The following is a 14196-nucleotide window of genomic DNA, read 5'->3' as shown; positions in this document are numbered from 1 at the left end:
CCCAGTCCCGAAGCCGCCGCCACAATGTGTTCGGCCTGTGCGTCGGCTCGGGCGAACTCTGCTACCTGCAGGCCCCGGCGCATGACGATGGTGCGGTGCGCCAGGTGCATCACCTCGGGCAGCTCGCTGGACACCAGAATCACCGCCAGGCCTTGCTCCACCATCTCGCCAATCAGCTGGTACACGGCCTGCTTGGCCCCTACGTCGATGCCCTTGGTGGGCTCGTCCAGAATCACGATGCGCGGGTCCAGCCCCAGCCATTTGGCGATCACCACCTTTTGCTGGTTGCCGCCCGACAGGCCGGACAGCAGGGTGTCGGGCGACTGGGTTTTGATGCGCAGCCGCTCGATCATGCGCTGGCACAGCTCGGACTCGCGTAGCTTGGACAACCAAATGCCGCGTGAGAAACGACCCAGGCCGGCCAGGCTGATGTTGTGCTCCACCGAGAAACTCAAAATGCCGCCCTGGCGCTGGCGCTCTTCGGGCACGTAGGCAATACCGGCGGCAATGGCATCGCCGGGGCTGCGGGCGTTGAGCTTTTGACCGTTGACCACCAGGCTGCCAGTGGCGGCCGGGTTCAGCCCCATGATGGCCAGCATCGCCTCGCTGCGGCCCGAACCCACCAGGCCGTAAAAACCCAGAATCTCGCCCCGGCGCAGCTCGAACGATAAGTTGTTGAATTCGGTGGGGTGGGACAGGTCTTTCACCGCCAGCACCACCTCGCCGGGCTGGGATGCAATGGGCGGGTAGATCTGGTCGATGGCGCGCCCGGCCATCAGCTTGACCAGCTCTTGCTCGGTGGCATCGGCAATGGCGCCGCTGCCCACGGCCGTGCCGTCGCGCAGCACCAGATAGCGGTCGGCCACGGCAAAAATTTCGTCGAATTTGTGGGTGATGAAGATCACGCCCACGCCCTGGTCGCGCAGCTTGCGCACGATGCCGTAAAAGTCGCGGATTTCGGCCTGCGACAGGGCGGCGGTGGGCTCGTCCAGAATCACCACCGCGGCTTTTTGCGACAAGGCCCGGGCAATCTCCACCAGATGCCGTTCGGCCAGGCTCAGGTCTTTGACCAGCGTAGTGGCGTTAAAGCGCGCACCGATCTGCTCCAGCACGGCCTGGGCCTGGGTGTTCATGGCCGACCAGTGGATAAAAGGGCCGCGCATGATGTGGCGGCCCACGTAAATATTTTCGGCCACGCTGAGTTCTTCAAACATCACCGTTTCCTGGTGCACTGCCAGGATGCCTGCGGCCTGAGAGGCCTGTGCGTTGGCAAAGGTGTGCGCCACGCCGCGCAGCGAGACCGTGCCCTCGTCCACCGGGATCACGCCGGTCAGCATTTTGACCAGGGTGGATTTGCCCGCCCCGTTCTCGCCCACCAGTGCCAGCACTTCCCCGGCCCGCAGTTCCAGGTCCACCCCACGCAGCGCATAAGTGGCTCCGTAGCGCTTGTGGACACCGCGCAGACTCAGTAAGACATCAGTCATTTAAAAATCCAGCTTCGCATAAAAAAGGGGCACCTACCCTGACAGAGATGCCCCCAAACTTTTCGGCTGGCACCCGCAGGTGCCAGCGGGCCTGTCGCTTTAGAAAAACTTCGCAAACTTCTCAACGTTGGTTGCGTCATAGGTGAAGGGCTCAGACATTGCCGCTTCGCCATTGGCATCCAGCGTAACCGTGCCCACACGGCCCAGCGACACCTTTTCGCCGGCCTTGCCGGTGACCTTGCCCGAGATGAACTGGCTGGCCGCATAGATGGACGAGTAGCCCAGGTCGATGGGGTTCCAGATGGCGAAGGACTTGACCGCGCCGCTCTTCACGTGGCCGGCCATCTCCGACGGCAAACCCAGGCCGGTCACAAAGATCTTGCCGACCATCTTCTCGTCCTGCACCGCCTTGGCTGCAGCCGCCACGCCCACGGTGGTGGGGGCGATGATGGCCTTCAGATTGGGGTAGCTTTTGAACAGGCCTTGCGCTTCGCGGTAGCTCTTGTCGGTTTGGTCGTCACCGTACACCACGCTGACCAGCTTCAAGCCCTTGTAGGCGGGCTGGGCCAGCACCTTCTTTGCTTCTTCGATCCAGATGTTTTGGTTGGTAGCCTGGGCGGTGGCCGACAGCACGGCGATCTCGCCCGTGGGGCCAATCGCGTCGGCCGTCATCTTCACCAGCTTCTCACCGATCAGCGGGTTGCTGGAGGGGTTGAGGTGCATCATGCGGCCGTCTTTGCGCACACCCGAGTCAAAGGAAATCACTTTGATGCCACGGTCCATGGCCCGCTTGAGCACCGGCGCCAGCGCGTCGGGGTCGTTGGCCGAGATCACGATGGCCGAGACCTTTTGGGCGATCAACGCGTTGACGATCTCGATTTGGCCTTCGGCCGTGGCCTTGGCCGGGCCGGTATAGATGATGTCGATGTTCTTCAGCTCTTTGGCCGCTTCCTGCGCGCCCTGGTTGGCGGCATCAAAGAAGCCGTTGCCCAGGCTCTTCACCACCAGGGCGATCTTGTCTGCCGCAAAGGCCGGGCTGGCCAGCGCTGCGCTCAGGGCCACGGTGATCAGGGTTGCGAGTTGTTTCTTCATGTTGTCTCCTGGATGTCGTTGTTGGTATGGAAATGTGACCTTAACTAAGGCGTTTTGGTCGGTCTCGCTACGGGCGGCAGTTGGAGGTTGCCGCCTGTGTCGATAGGGCGCGCTTTGCTCTAGGCAAATGCCGCTTAAACGATACCGCTGCTCGGACCGCTGGCGGGGCGGATCGCCGCCATGTTGGCGCGATAGCCCGAGGCACGGTAGGTGGCTACCGGGTCGGCGGCACCGCCGGCTTCAATGCGGATTTTTTGCAGCAGCGGTGTCACGTCGGTGTGGAACGCGGACTTCAGCGTCTGCGCAGCCATCAGCACGTCGTTGCTGTCCTGGTAGCCGGTGAGGGCCACACGGTCTACCAGCAGGGCCTGGGCGTAGCAGCGTTGCACGGTGACGGCGCTGGTCATCAGGCTCTCGATCGGGTCGGTGACGTTGTGCGACTGGTCCAGCATATAGGCGGGGTCAAAGCCGGGGGGCTTGGTTTGCGCTGCATCGACCAACTCGTTGAACACCAGGAACAGCTGGAACGGGTTGATGCTGCCGCTGTCCAGGTCATCGTCGCCGTACTTGCTGTCGTTAAAGTGGAAACCGGCCAGCTTTTGCGCATGCACCAGGCGGGCCACGATCATCTCAATATTGGTGTTGGGCGCGTGGTGGCCCAAATCGACCAGGCAACGCGCTTTGTCGCCCAGGCTTTGTGCGGCCAGCAGGCTGGAGCCCCAGTCCTGGATCACGGTGGCGTAGAAGGCGGGTTCGAACATCTTGTGCTCTAAAAACATCTGCCAGCCGTCGGGCAGCGCGGCGTAGATTTGGCGGTTGCTGTCCAGGTAACGGTCGAACTGGCGGCGGAAGTGGCTTTGGCCGGGGAAGTTGGAGCCGTCGCCAATCCACACCGTCAGCGCCTTGCTGCCGATTTGCTTGCCGATTTCTATGCACTCGATGTTGTGCGCCACGGCCTGGGCGCGCACGCCCGCGTCGGCATGGGTCAGGCTGCCGAATTTGTACGACCGCGGCTGGTCCTTCTGGTCGGAGAAGGTGTTGGAGTTGACCGCATCAAACCCCAGGCCGAAGGACTCGGCGTGCTGGCGCAGTTCTTTGTAATCGCTCACCTTGTCCCAGGGGAAGTGCGGCGACACGGTGGGTGTGCAGCGCACCAGTTGGTTAATCACGCCGCAGTCTTGCAGCTTGTCGAACACATTGCGCGGCTCGCCCTTGCCGGGGAAGCGGGCGAAGCGCGTGCCGCCGGTGCCCACGCCCCAACTGGGCACGGCCACGGCGAACTTGGCTACGTCGGCTTTTAGTGTGTCGATGTTGACACCGCGGCGGGCCAGTTGCTCGCCTAAATGCTTGTAGTCAGAATCGACTCTGGCGCTGGCGCTATGTGCGTGGTCAGCTATTAATTCGGGAGCAATTTTGGTCGTGGTCATGTCTGTCTCTTTTATTTGTTTAACCGTCGAATTAACGAGGGAAGGCCGCAAGATTACCCGCATCCACGTTGATGATGTTGCCGGTGGATTTGGCCGCCAAATCGCTGGCCAGGAAGTAGGTGGCCTCGGCAATGTCTTCGGGGAACACGCTGCGTTTCAGCATGGAGCGGTCGCGGTAAAAGGCTTCCAGTTCTTCCTCGCTGATTTTGTTGGCAGCGGCGCGCTCCTGGCTCCAGGCACCCGTCCAGATCTTGCTGCCGCGGATGACGGCATCGGGGTTGACCACGTTGGAGCGTATGCCCAGCGGTGCGCCTTCCAGCGCAAAGCTGCGCGACAGCTGGATCTCTGCCGCTTTGGCCGCGCAGTAGGCGCTGGCCTGGGCGCTGGCCACCATGCCGTTTTTGCTGGCGATATAGACCATGGCGCCGCCAATCGCCTGGGCCTTCATCAGGCGGAAGGCTTCGCGGCCCACCAAAAAGTAGCCGGTAGCCAGGATGTTCTGGTTGCGCATCCACAGCGCCAGGCTGGTGTCTTCAATCGGCGCGGCGGACGCAATGCCGGCGTTGGACACCAAAATGTCCACCCCGCCAAACTCCAGCGTGGCCTGCACATAGGCGTTTATGACGGAGTCTTCCGACGTCACGTCGCACACCATGCTGCGCACCACGTCTTTGCCAAAACGCTTGGCCAGCTCGGCGCGGGTGCTTTCCAGCGCTTCCACGTCGATGTCCAGCAGCGCAACACAGGCACCTTCGTTCAAAAAGCGCTCGACGATGGCACGGCCAATGCCGCCTGCGCCGCCGGTCACCAGCGCCACCTTGCCGACCAGCGGCTTGGCCTTGGGCATGCGTTGCAGCTTGGCTTCTTCCAGTAACCAGTATTCGATGTCGAAGGCCTCTTGCTCGGGCAGGCCCACATAGGTGTCGATGGCGTTGGCGTCGCGCATCACATTGATGGCGTTCACATAGAACTCGCCGGCGATGCGTGCCGTGGCCTTGTCTTTGGCAATCGACACCATGCCGATGCCGGGCAGCAAAATGATCACCGGGTTGGCATCGCGCAGGGCCGGGCTGTCGGCGCGTTTGCAGCGGTCGTAGTAGGCGGCGTAGTCGGCGCGGTAAGCGACGAGTTTTTCTTCCAGCGCGGTGGCAAGGGCTGCGCCTTCCAGTTGGTAAACGGCAGCTTCCAGAATCAGCGGGCGAATCTTGGTACGCAAAAAGTGGTCGGGGCAAGACGTGCCCATGGCCGCCAGCGGGGCCAGTTGCACGCTGTTGACAAATTCCATCACGGCAGCCTGGCGGTCTACGTGCATCAGTTTGTGGCTGCTTTTGCTAGCCAGGCCGCGCAGAACCGGCAGCACGCGGGCCAGCGTCGCATCTTGCTCGGCCTGCGGCAGCGAAGCCTGCGCCGCGCCGCCAAATGCCACCGCCTTGCGGGCCACGCTTTCGCGGCCCAGCCAGTTTTGCGCATGGGCGATCACGCCCACGGTGTTTTCATAGCAGCTCTTGGCCGTGTCGCCCCAGGTGAACAGGCCGTGGCCGGCCAGCATCAGGCCACGTTGGCTGGGGTGGGCGGCTTGGTAGCGTTGCAGCATCAGGCCCAGCTCGAAGCCGGGTTTGCGCCAGGGCAGCCAGCCCACGGTGCCTTCAAAAATCTTGGCCGTCAGCGCTTCGCTGTTGGCCATGGCGGCAATCGCGATCACTGCGTCGGGGTGCATGTGGTCCACGTGGGCGAAGGGCAGGTAGGCGTGCAGAGGCGTGTCGATGCTGGCGGCGCGCGGGTTCAGGTTGAAGGTGCAGTGCGGCAGGTAGGCCACCATCTCGTCTTCAAAGTCCGGGCCACGGTACAGCCCTTGCAGCGCGTTCAGCTTGTCCATGTACAGGGTGCTAAAGCCGTCCAGCTTCATCGAGCCCACGTCGCCGCCCGATCCCTTGACCCACAGCACGGTGGCGTCCCGGCCGGTCAGCAGGTCTTTTTGCACCAGCTTGGCGGAGGTGTTGCCGCCGCCGTAGTTGGTAATGCGCAGGTCGGAGCCCAACAGATTCGAGCGGTACAGCAGCAGGCCAGACGCATCCAGCGTGGCCGCATGGGCATCGTTCCAGGTGGGGAAGGGGGCAATGGTGGTGGTAGACATGGGGCTCATCGGGAGTGGGCAGGTTGACGATGGAGGCAAGTCTAGGGACGGGTGTACATATCCACAACCAATGCTTTTTGATGATTTTCCAAAGTTTTACTTATACTTTGGGCCTGCTGCGGCAAGGGTCCGCACCAACCGCCCGCAGGGCCCGAAATGCTGCGCTGCAGCTTAGGGAAACTCCCTGCCAACCGGTCCGCGCAGCCCCTGTTTCGCCCTGTTTGAAAACCCCTGTTTCCGGGTCAAACCCTGACTGTTTTGCCATGAAAAACGCCACCCTGCGCCAGCTGCGCATTTTTGAAGCCGTAGCCACAACCCTGAGCTACTCGCGGGCCGCCGAGCAACTGCACCTGACGCAGCCAGCGGTGTCCATGCAGATCAGCCAGTTGCAAGAAGACGCAGGCCAGCCGCTGTTCGTCAAAACCGGCAAGCGCTTGGTGCTCAGCGCACCCGGCGAAGCCCTGCTGCGCCACACCCGCCGCATCCTAGACCAGGTGCGTATCGCAGACGAGGCCATGGCCGCCAGCCGCAGTGGCGAGGGCGGCCTGCTGCACCTGGGCGTGGTGCCCACCGCGCACTACTTTGCGCCCGCGCTGCTGATGGCCTTCAAGGCGCGCCACCCCGGCATCCGCTTCAAGCTGACGGTAGAGCGGCGCGAGAAGATTTTGGCCATGCTGCAAGAGCACCAGCTGGACGTGGCCATAGGCGGCTACCCGCCCAGCGAGGCCGATGTAGAGGCCGAAACCTTCGCCCGCAACCCGCACTGCATAGTGGCCCCGCCGAACCACCCGCTCGCCGCCAAACGCAAGCTGACCTGGGCCGATTTGCGTACTGAGGACTTCATCTTCCGCGAGCCCGGCTCCGCCACCCGCCAGTTCCTGGAGCACCTGCTGCAGTCCCAGTCGCTGCAGGTGAATGTGTCGATGGAGTTGTCGGGCAACGAGACGGTGAAGCAGGCCGTGATGGTCGGCATGGGCATCAGCTTTTTATCCGCCCACGTGTTCCAGGTAGAGCTGGCCGCCGGCATGCTGGCGGTGCTGGATTTGCAGGATATGCCGAAGATGCTGGACTGGTGCTTGCTGCACCGGCGGGATGCCGTGCCGTCGGATTTGGGGGCGGCGTTTAGGGACTTTGTGCTGGCGGATGGGGCGGGGTTTGCGGCTTGTCGAATCTAACTGGGGATTTATAAGAAATCGGGCGCTGGCGCAGGTGGAATATGCGGTGGTAGCTATTTAAATGATAGTGTTTGCATGCCAGCACCAGGCGACCTGTTAGCCCAGTTATTCGTAGTGCGTCCACATTCGCAGGACGCGAACGGTCTTTTCTGCCGCAAAAACTTCGTACACGATGCGGTGCTGGATATTGATGCGGCGTGAATAAGCCCCGGCAAGATCCCCCACCAACTTTTCAAAGGGTGGCGGATTTTGAAAGGGATCGCTGGCGATTACCTCCAGCAGTTCTTGCGCCTTTTGCTTGAGACCACTTGCCGCAAGCTTTTTTGCATCTTTCAGCGCGTGCTTGGCATACACGAGCTCCCACTTCACCACGCAAGTGTCTTTGCACTTGTGGCGAGAGGTTCCGCCATACCGGCTTTGACGGACTCGCGCATGCCGGGCACGGCCAGCAGGTACAAGGTTTCTTGAATGGCATTCCAATCGTCGGTAGAAATGAGTACCGCACTGCTGCGCTTGCCGGAAATAAGGATCGGCTCATGCGACTGCTGTGCTGCATCAATGAGTCGATACAAATTTGCGCGCGCTTCGCTGGCAGTGTGTGTGTGCATTGTGTGTGCCTTGGAAAAGCAAGTATTGTACGTAAATGCGTACGGCTTTTCAAGCCGATGGCAGATACCAGTTGAACATTCACGTGTTCCAGGTAGAGCTGACTGCTGGCATGCTAGCCGGGCTGGATTTGCAGGATATGCCGCAGATGCTGGACTGGTGCTTGCTGCACCGGCGGGATGCGGTGCTTTCGGATCTGGGGGCGGCGTTTCGGGACTTCGTTTTAGGCGATGGGGCGGGGTTTGCGGCGTGCCGGATGTGATTTTGGATCTATAAGAAGTGGGACGCTAACTCAGTTTCCATCTGCATAGCACGCTATTGAAATAGTAGCTGTTGTGGGTTGGCTATTTTGATTGTTTGCAAGACGCTTTGGGCCGAATTTGGGGCTCCGGTCATGCTTGGTGATAGTAGGTGTTTCGTGATTTGAGCTATCGCAAAGGTTGCAGGACGCTGCGCGGCTGTATCACGCAGCGTCCTGTTGACCCACTGGCTCGGAGTTAATTAATTAATCACCGTTAAAGATTCGATTTTCTTACCTCAATTGCCGCTTTCTCTGTAACTCCTCGCGCAGCAATTCTTGCTGCAGACTCAATGGTTATTCGGCCTTGATCAATCTTGTCATAAATTGATTCAACCGTAATTCTGTTGCCTTGATCGTCAACCCAAACGAGGATCTCTTGGTCGAATTTTGTTCCCATTTTATTTTCTACAGAATTGATTGATTTCTTAGGAAGTCCATATTTTTCTTGCAGTATCTCCGCCAATCCAAGAATCAAAATTTTTCTTTCTTTTATTTCGACTGAGTCAAGCGATTCATTATCTCCTAACTCAATAGTCGCAATTGATTCCCCAAGATTTCCATACGATAACCAGATATAATTTTTCTCATCTCTATACTCGCAATGATCTTTTTTGTCATATTTTGAAGGTTGATTACTTTTGTTCTGCTTACAAATTTCGACCAATGCCGTTTTGCTGCCGGTTTTTCCCAGAGGTATATCTTTAAACATAATTGGAATCTTAGTTTCCTGAGACTTCGCAAGCTTTTTTGAATCAGAAATGTATTTTGAATCTTTTTTTAGATTTTCTAGCGTTGCAAGACATTGTGTACGTTTTCCCAGAATTTTTAATGAAGTACAAGCTTCCCCAAAAAGATCAAAATCGTTGGTGCTTAGCGCGTTACTAGGATTGCATGCCGAAAGAAATATACAGGCAACTATTGCCATATTTATGGTTTTCATGTGATTGTTAAGATTTGATAATAATGGGGGCGCTATTTTTTTCGATAAACGTCAAAGCGTCCCGAATTTTCAATTCGGATCCATTCTAGTTTCGCTATTGTGCCCGCTATAACTGCCGCCTTGAATATTTTTCCAAAATTTCGACGCTCTCCAATAGAACCAATTGAGCTCCAATCTTTTCCAAAAATATGGGAAAGTCCGCCTTCCGAGCCAATTTGCATCGCTGCTATCTTCTGCTTGGTTAGGTTTGAGTGTTTAATCAATATATCCATGTTGTTAAAACGCAATTTCTTGTTGTGAATCCGGTGTGGTTGCAGGCTTTATATGTCTACGGGTAAGTTTGACATAGCTATAGAGTTCCACTGATGAGCCGCGGGCAAGTCTTGCCTCTTGCCTACAAACAGCCCTTCAACCCCAAAAGTCAATCCCCCATCCATTCTGCCAACAATTAACTCCCCATCCAGCGCAGGTACAGACTGTGCTGGTAGCTATAAAAGCAATAGTAAATTATCAAAAGCCTAGCTGCTGCTGCAAGTGTTACCTGGGCTGGAGCCTGGTTTGATGCCTATATTCCGCAGGCTACGTGCTGCCTTCACCCAACCGCCGCACCGTCAACCCACACCGCTGCCCCACCAATCCCACGATCTCCCCCAGCACCGCGTGCCCATTGCCTTGCAGCTCCATCGCCGCCAGCGTGGTGCGCGCCAAGGTGGGCAGCCGGTCGGCCATCTCCAGAATACGCTTCTTCACCAGCGCGGGCGACAGCCCTGCAGCCTCGGCGAACTGGGTCCAGTGGCGGGTCTGCACTTCGCTGAACTTGTATTTGCTGCCGATCTTCATGGCCATCTTGTCGGTCAGGCGCGGGTAGGCGGCGGTGCACAGCAGGTCGTACAGCGGGGCGAGTACCGTGCCGCGTGCGGTGTGCAGCAGAGAGAAGTTTTTGGCGTGTGCGTCGTGGTTGCCGACCAGGGCGTTGAACACCACGGCGTCCAGCAGCTTCAGCACATGCAGGGCGCTGGGGCGGGTGGTGCTGCGCAGCAGGGCAAAGGCATCGGGCAGGCCGGGGCCGCCTTCGTTCTGGTACTTGGTTTCGGGCGGCACGCCCAGGGCCTGGCAGAAGTCTTCTTGGTGCAGCCGCGTCGGCGTGGTGTCGGCGGCAGTGCCCGGTACGCGGTCGTAGCGCGTGACCAGCAGGTAGGGGCGGCCTTCGATCTGGCGCACGCTGGCGGGGGCAACGTCCAGGCCCATCGCGCGGGCCAGCGCCATACAAAAGCCTTCGTTGTGCACGCTGCCGTCAATCCCGGCTATCAAGGGTTTGATGATGTGGGTGCTGGGCGTGCCCAGCAGGGGGAGGCCGATGCGCTTGCCGTCTGCTAGTACCGGCAGTTTGTCCTGCGCGCCGGCCAGCGACAGGCGTAGACCATCCTCGCCGGCCAGCATCGGGCGCTGGGGCATTTCATCCAGCAGGCGCAGCAGTTGGCCATCGTCCAGCCAGCGCACAGCGGGCGGGTTCTGGAGGGCAGGCAGGGCCTGGCCGGGCTCCATCAGGGTGACCGCCCCAGCGCATTCGCCGCCTATGCCGTCGAGCAGCCCAAAGTCGTTCTGGCGGGATACCTGCAGCGCCTGGGCGACCAGCTTGCGTTTGTCGCCTTCGGGCAAGAGCCCGGCGAAGAAAGGGCGCGTGGCGTGGTCGTCGAACGGCGTGGCTTGCAGCGGTAGCGAGTGGGACAGTGCACGGGCACCGCTGTGGGCCAGCCAGTCCGGCGTGTAGCGGAAGTTGAGCCGCCCGTTGACTTGCGCCAAGTGGCCCACCAGGTGCTCGAACAGATAGACGTCGAGTTGGCCCGGCATGCTAGGCGCCTTCCGATGCAGATGGCAAACCTTCCACCACCAAGCTGCCCCCCAGCGCGTGCAGTACCCGCAAGATGTGCTCCAGCCGCAGGGTGGGTTTACCGGCCTCCAGTTCCACCACAAAGCGCACCCCTACACCGGCGGCCAGGGCCAGTTGCGGTTGCGTCAGGCCGAGCTGTTTGCGGGCGGCGCGGGTGGCCTGGCCTAGCGCATTAGGGGAGGGAATGGGAGCGGATGTCACAATAATGTCCTGTTCGGGAAATTATGGCGGTAAAACTGCGGATTGGCAAATAAATGCCCCGTTCGGGAAATTTAGGAGTAAATCCGTACTCTGGTCGCAAAAAATATTGCGTACGGGAAATTTATAGGGGGAGTGCTTGTGCACCGGGCGGCGGCCTTGGCTAGCTTTTACCGACGCCCGTGAGCCCATCGGCCACCGCACTGCGGCGGACCTATGCGCCATCAAATCCTCGTCTAGCGCAAGCAGAGCCTGCGCTGGCAGCTATAAAAACAATAGTTTACTATCAAAAAAATAGCTGCCGCCGTAGGTGCTACCTGCACTGGAGCCTGATTTCTTATATCTTTTCCGCAGCGGTAGGCCATCCGACAGCCCCGTACCAGGCATGCTGACTTCTTACGCCCGCCACGTCATCCGCAGCCACCACCGTGGCCAGAGCCGATTCATGGAGACATGCGCGAAGGAATGGGGAGGGCTGTCAGCCCGGCCCGGCGCGGCTGCCATTGCTCGGACCAGGCGCGCAGTGCCTCACCAGGCATCGGTCTCGCAATGAAGTAGCCCTGTGCGACGTCGCAGCCGCATGCGCGTAAGAAGTTCCAGTCGGCCAGATCTTCCACACCCTCGGCCACGGACTTGATGCCGAGCTGGCGCGAGATGGACAGGGTGCCGTCCACAATGGCCTTCAATGCCGCGTCTTTATCGGCACCGTGGACGAAGCTGCGGTCTAGCTTGAGTTCGCCGAAAGGAATGTCCCGCAGTTGCGCCAATGAGGAATGGCCGGTTCCAAAGTCGTCAATCGACAGGCCGATGCGCTTCAAACGCAGCCGCGTCAAGATATCCAGGGTGGCACGGGGATCTTTCATCAGCTGGCTCTCGGTGACCTCCAGCATCAGGTCGTTGGCAGCCAAACCGGCATGGTGGACGACCTGTGCCACCTTATCGGGGAAGTCCAGTGCCGCCAGGTTGTCCATCGAGATATTGATGGCCACCTGGATCTGCAGACCTGCGTCCTGCCAGGCCTTGGCTTGGCGTACGGCCGCGTCCAACACCTGGTGGGTGAGCAAGTCAATGAGTTGGTATTCTTCTGCCAGCGGAATGAACTGGTCTGGATACACCAGCCCGGCCTGCGGATGCCTCCAGCGCACCAGCGCCTCAGCGCCGACGAGCGCCCCGGTGGCGAAATCCACCTTGGGCTGGTAGTAGTTGACCAATTGATCTTCGACAATGGCTTGCTCTAGTTCTTGGGGGGTGTAGGGCTGAAAGTCCCGCCCCACAGCGCCACAAGCGTCTTGGTTCTCTTGCAGGCGCTTGGCATTGCTGTCCAGCAGCTGCTTGAGCTGCTCGGTCGATACCGGCTTGGAGACCGCGCCAAGGATGGCGATGTGGTGGGCCTGTGCTAGTTTTTGTACGGTGTGGAGAATGCGGGCACCTTCGCCGCTGATGAGTACCAGGCCACCCCGGTAGCCGATGCGGGCCAGATTGCGCACAAATTCCACGCCATCGATGTCTGGCATCTGCAGGTCGCAAAACACCAGGTCGATTTTCTGGTCGGGGGACTCCATGTGCGCCAGGGCTTCGCGTGCGTATTGGTGAAGCATCACATCGCCGCAGCCTGCCAATGCCAACTGCCTGGCCAGCAGTTTGAGCGCAAAGGAGTCGTCGTCAATTACAAGAGTTTTCATACGCAAACTTTCCCCTTTTCAGGATTTACCGTTTTTAAAGAATATAGGTTTCCACTGCCAGCAATGCGGCTTCGAAATCGGCCATGCATTCTGCAATGACCTCTCGGGTGCCGGTACGGCAGGCGTTTTCCAGTTCGGCACAGGCGTCGCCCAGCGTGGCGGCCCCTACCGAGCGGGAGGAGGATTTCAACCGGTGGGCGATGGAGGCGATCTGCCGCGTATCGTCCAGGGTGTGGGCGGTACGCAGTTCTTGCGCCAGGCGGTGCGCCGACAAGCGGTATTCGGCCATCAATTCGTCCACCACCGCAGGATCGTTGCCAACCAGGCTTTGCAATACGCGCACGTCGATGGGTAGGCGCGGGTCGGCCCGAGTGGGCGAAGCCGCGCTGGAATGCGGTGGTGCGTCGGGCAAGGCATCCACGGCCTGCAGTGGTAGCCATTGCAGCAGGGCGTCTCTCAACAGGCCCAGCTGTAGCGGCTTGGTCAAATATTCATCCATGCCCGCCTGCCGTGCGCGGTGCGACTCGCCATTCAGCACATTGGCCGTGAGTGCCAGGATGGGTATGCGCGATGGCGTAAGCCCGTCACCCATGGGCTGCCGCTGGGCCTCTTCGCGCCGGATGGCGGCGGCGAGGCTGTAGCCGTCCATCACGGGCATGTGCAGGTCGGTCAGCAGCAGGGCGTAGTTGCCGGTGAGCCACAGCTTGTAGGCCTCTGCGCCGTCGTGGGCTATTTCGGCTGCGAAGCCTAGCATTTCAATTTGGCGCAGGATGACCTTTTGGTTGACCTCATCGTCTTCGGCAATCAGTATCAGTCGCCCCTGCAAGCGCGCCTCGGCAATGGTGGGCGGCCCACCGGGGCTGCGCAGGTTGTCCAGGTCACTGTCTCGGTAGACCTCGGGCGACTGCCTGCCTGCGGCGACCGCCACGGCGCGCAGCAAAGCCCCGCGCCGCAGGCAATTGCCATCCAGTGCCACCATGTCCGCGTTGGAAATCCGTGCGCCGCGCCGCCGCCCGCGTGTGATCAAGAGATGGCGCACATCCGGTGCGGCCGAAAATGCTACGCGCAGGGCATCCAGGTCTATTTTTTCCAGCAAGATAGGCTGCACGACCACGGCGCTTTGCAGCATGCATGCGTGCTGAACCGCCTCGGCGATATTGGCGGCCATATAGACGTTTGCGCCAGCATGTGCGAGGTACACCTGTAAATCACCCACCATGCCGTCGCCACCCACCACAATGCAGTCCACCTGGGCCAGGTCCGGCT

General features: G+C 59.8%; 14 protein-coding genes. 2 read left to right on the top strand and 12 right to left on the bottom strand.

The window, feature by feature from the left end; genetic code table 11:
- The 4 genes from ABI213_RS04800 to ABI213_RS04785 form a co-directional block, all read right to left on the bottom strand.
- The coding region (locus ABI213_RS04800) for a sugar ABC transporter ATP-binding protein (protein WP_348026264.1) at positions 1-1484 on the bottom strand (1484 nt) is incomplete at its 3' end.
- 99 nt (positions 1485-1583) lie between these two features.
- Complete coding sequence (gene rhaS, locus ABI213_RS04795; protein WP_348026263.1) at positions 1584-2576, bottom strand: rhamnose ABC transporter substrate-binding protein; 993 nt, start codon at positions 2574-2576, stop codon at positions 1584-1586.
- Positions 2577-2710: 134 nt separating this feature from the next.
- Positions 2711-4003: an L-rhamnose catabolism isomerase gene (gene rhaI, locus ABI213_RS04790; RefSeq protein ID WP_348026261.1), complete on the bottom strand. Its 1293-nt coding sequence runs from the start codon at positions 4001-4003 to the stop codon at positions 2711-2713.
- A gap of 31 nt (positions 4004-4034) precedes the next feature.
- Positions 4035-6137, bottom strand: a complete 2103-nt coding sequence (locus tag ABI213_RS04785; protein WP_348005541.1) for a bifunctional rhamnulose-1-phosphate aldolase/short-chain dehydrogenase — start codon at positions 6135-6137, stop codon at positions 4035-4037.
- A gap of 263 nt (positions 6138-6400) precedes the next feature.
- On the opposite strand from ABI213_RS04785, the gene ABI213_RS04780 reads away from it, so the two are divergent.
- Positions 6401-7312 carry a LysR family transcriptional regulator gene (locus ABI213_RS04780; protein WP_348005540.1) on the top strand — a complete coding sequence of 304 codons (912 nt, stop codon included), beginning with the start codon at positions 6401-6403 and terminating at the stop codon, positions 7310-7312.
- A 105-nt stretch (positions 7313-7417) separates the two neighbouring features.
- Here the strand turns inward: ABI213_RS04780 and ABI213_RS04775 are convergent, their stop codons facing one another.
- Together ABI213_RS04775 and ABI213_RS04770 are read right to left on the bottom strand one after the other, a co-directional pair.
- Positions 7418-7681 (bottom strand): Txe/YoeB family addiction module toxin, encoded by a 264-nt coding sequence (locus ABI213_RS04775; protein ID WP_348005539.1) that lies wholly within the window; start codon positions 7679-7681, stop codon positions 7418-7420.
- Positions 7678-7920 (bottom strand): type II toxin-antitoxin system Phd/YefM family antitoxin, encoded by a 243-nt coding sequence (locus ABI213_RS04770; RefSeq protein WP_348005538.1) that lies wholly within the window; start codon positions 7918-7920, stop codon positions 7678-7680. Before ABI213_RS04770 ends, ABI213_RS04775 begins: the two co-directional genes overlap by 4 nt.
- Before the next feature lie 71 nt (positions 7921-7991).
- Between ABI213_RS04770 and ABI213_RS04765 the strand changes: the two genes are divergently transcribed.
- A complete protein-coding gene (locus ABI213_RS04765) occupies positions 7992-8180 on the top strand; it encodes a hypothetical protein (RefSeq protein WP_348026260.1) in 189 nt (62 codons plus the stop codon).
- Positions 8181-8433: 253 nt separating this feature from the next.
- Here ABI213_RS04765 and ABI213_RS04760 read toward each other — a convergent pair whose 3' ends face one another.
- The 6 genes from ABI213_RS04760 to ABI213_RS04735 all read right to left on the bottom strand — a co-directional run.
- Entirely contained in the window at positions 8434-9159 is a 726-nt protein-coding gene (locus ABI213_RS04760; RefSeq protein WP_348005536.1) for a hypothetical protein, read from the bottom strand.
- A gap of 32 nt (positions 9160-9191) precedes the next feature.
- Positions 9192-9431, bottom strand: a complete 240-nt coding sequence (locus ABI213_RS04755; RefSeq protein ID WP_348005535.1) for a DUF1413 domain-containing protein — start codon at positions 9429-9431, stop codon at positions 9192-9194.
- Between the two features lie 307 nt (positions 9432-9738).
- Entirely contained in the window at positions 9739-11010 is a 1272-nt protein-coding gene (locus tag ABI213_RS04750; protein ID WP_348005534.1) for a type II toxin-antitoxin system HipA family toxin, read from the bottom strand.
- A gap of 1 nt (position 11011) precedes the next feature.
- A complete protein-coding gene (locus ABI213_RS04745) occupies positions 11012-11251 on the bottom strand; it encodes a helix-turn-helix transcriptional regulator (RefSeq protein WP_348005533.1) in 240 nt (79 codons plus the stop codon).
- 440 nt (positions 11252-11691) lie between these two features.
- Positions 11692-12930, bottom strand: coding sequence for an EAL domain-containing response regulator (locus tag ABI213_RS04740; RefSeq protein WP_348005532.1), 1239 nt, complete (start codon positions 12928-12930; stop codon positions 11692-11694).
- Positions 12931-12964: 34 nt separating this feature from the next.
- On the bottom strand, positions 12965-14196 hold a 1232-nt coding region (locus ABI213_RS04735), incomplete at its 5' end, for a response regulator (RefSeq protein WP_348026259.1).

It is taken from the genome of Rhodoferax sp., assembly GCF_039922535.1.
Classification (GTDB): domain Bacteria; phylum Pseudomonadota; class Gammaproteobacteria; order Burkholderiales; family Burkholderiaceae_C; genus Rhodoferax_B.
The sequence above is the reverse complement of the archived record's forward strand: the minus strand, read 5'-3'. Positions and strand labels throughout refer to the sequence as shown.

Coding starts and splice junctions, on each gene's coding strand:
- rhaS (WP_348026263.1), bottom strand. CDS start 2,576: ATGAAGAAACAACTCGCAACCCTGATCACCGTGGCCCTGAGCGCAGCG.
- rhaI (WP_348026261.1), bottom strand. CDS start 4,003: ATGACCACGACCAAAATTGCTCCCGAATTAATAGCTGACCACGCACAT.
- ABI213_RS04785 (WP_348005541.1), bottom strand. CDS start 6,137: ATGTCTACCACCACCATTGCCCCCTTCCCCACCTGGAACGATGCCCAT.
- ABI213_RS04780 (WP_348005540.1), top strand. CDS start 6,401: ATGAAAAACGCCACCCTGCGCCAGCTGCGCATTTTTGAAGCCGTAGCC.
- ABI213_RS04770 (WP_348005538.1), bottom strand. CDS start 7,920: ATGCACACACACACTGCCAGCGAAGCGCGCGCAAATTTGTATCGACTC.
- ABI213_RS04760 (WP_348005536.1), bottom strand. CDS start 9,159: ATGAAAACCATAAATATGGCAATAGTTGCCTGTATATTTCTTTCGGCA.
- ABI213_RS04755 (WP_348005535.1), bottom strand. CDS start 9,431: ATGGATATATTGATTAAACACTCAAACCTAACCAAGCAGAAGATAGCA.
- ABI213_RS04750 (WP_348005534.1), bottom strand. CDS start 11,010: ATGCCGGGCCAACTCGACGTCTATCTGTTCGAGCACCTGGTGGGCCAC.
- ABI213_RS04740 (WP_348005532.1), bottom strand. CDS start 12,930: ATGAAAACTCTTGTAATTGACGACGACTCCTTTGCGCTCAAACTGCTG.